The sequence below is a fragment of the Ideonella sp. P3_A4 genome (assembly GCF_056403075.1).
Map to the genome: position 1 here is coordinate 1 of NZ_JBFUGE010001047.1, position 1,377 is coordinate 1,377.

Consider the following 1,377-nt stretch of genomic DNA (forward strand, 5'->3'; position numbering starts at 1 on the left):
GCGCTGGCACGCTCTGGCCGCTCGATACGCGGGCACGAGCCGATGCCGACCGCTGGGTCGACTGGTCCAACAGCACGCTGTGGCCTTCGCTGGTGCCGCTGTTCCGCGCGTTCTACCGCACTCCTGCCGAAAAGCGGGACGATGCGCAGGTCGAGCGAGACCGGCAAGACGCCCTGTCGGTGTTGCGCGTGCTGGACGCYCAGCTCGCACGCCAGCCTTGGGCTGGCGGCGAGCACTTCAGCATGGCCGACATCGCCCTCGGTTGCCCGGCCTGGCGCTGGTTCGCCATGCCGATCGAGCGTCCATTGCTGCCGGCGCTCGAGCGCTGGTTCGACGCGCTCTCTTCGCGGCCGGCCTACAAACGCGTCGTCATGCTGCCGCTCTCGAACTGACCGGCGGCCTGCGGGTATCCTCCCGCCCCATGTACGCGAAGTTCTTCGGCCTGAAGCAGCCGCCGTTTTCGATCGCGCCGGATCCGCGCTATCTCTTCATGAGCGAGCGCCACCGCGAGGCGCTGGCGCACCTGCTGTATGGCGTCAAGGGTGGCGGCGGCTTCGTGCTGCTGACCGGCGAGATCGGCGCGGGCAAGACGACAGTCTGCCGCTGCTTCCTCGAACAGGTGCCGCCGCGCTGCAACGTCGCCTACATCTTCAACCCCAAGCTGACGGTGCCCGAGCTGCTGCAGACAGTGTGCGACGAGTTCCGCATCCCGCTGCCGGCGCTGCCACCGGCCCACGAAGGCACGCCGCGGTCGATCAAGGAATTCATCGACCCGCTCAACGAGTTTCTGCTGCGCACGCACGCGGTCGGCCAGACCAATGTGCTGATCATCGACGAGGCGCAGAACCTGTCGGCCGACGTGCTGGAGCAGCTGCGCCTGCTGACCAACCTGGAGACCGCCGAGCGCAAGCTGYTGCAGATCATCCTGATCGGCCAGCCGGAACTGCGCGACATGCTGGCCCGGCCCGAGCTGGAGCAGCTGGCACAACGCGTGATCGCGCGCTACCACCTGGGCGCACTCGACGAGGCCGAAACCGCGCATTACGTGCAGCACCGGCTCGGCGTGGCCGGCAGCGAAGGCGCGTCGCCGTTCGACAAGGCGGCGCTGAAGCGCATCCACCAGTTGTCGCGCGGCGTGCCGCGGCGGGTGAACCTGGTGTGCGACCGCGCGCTGCTGGGGGGTTATGCCACCGGCCAGGCCAAGATTGGCGTCGAGGTGATCGAACGCGCCGCGGCCGAGGTCTTCGGCGACCACCCGTCGCCGGCGTTGACCGGCTGGCCGGCCCAGGCACGCCGAGCCGCTCCGTGGGCCGGCGGCTTGCTGGCCGGGGTATCGATCGCCGCGGCCGCGGCCTGGGTGATGCGCCCCACCGCACC

At 69.6% G+C, this 1,377-nt stretch carries 2 protein-coding genes; both read left to right on the top strand.

Annotation, left to right across the window (positions count from 1 at the left end; genetic code table 11):
* Positions 1-392 (top strand): glutathione S-transferase C-terminal domain-containing protein (locus tag AC1DYI_RS35700; RefSeq protein WP_477208826.1); only part of this gene is annotated, 392 nt, incomplete at its 5' end.
* Between the two features lie 29 nt (positions 393-421).
* Positions 422-1,377, top strand: a 956-nt coding sequence (locus AC1DYI_RS35705) for an ExeA family protein (protein ID WP_477208827.1), incomplete at its 3' end; no start/stop codon positions are given.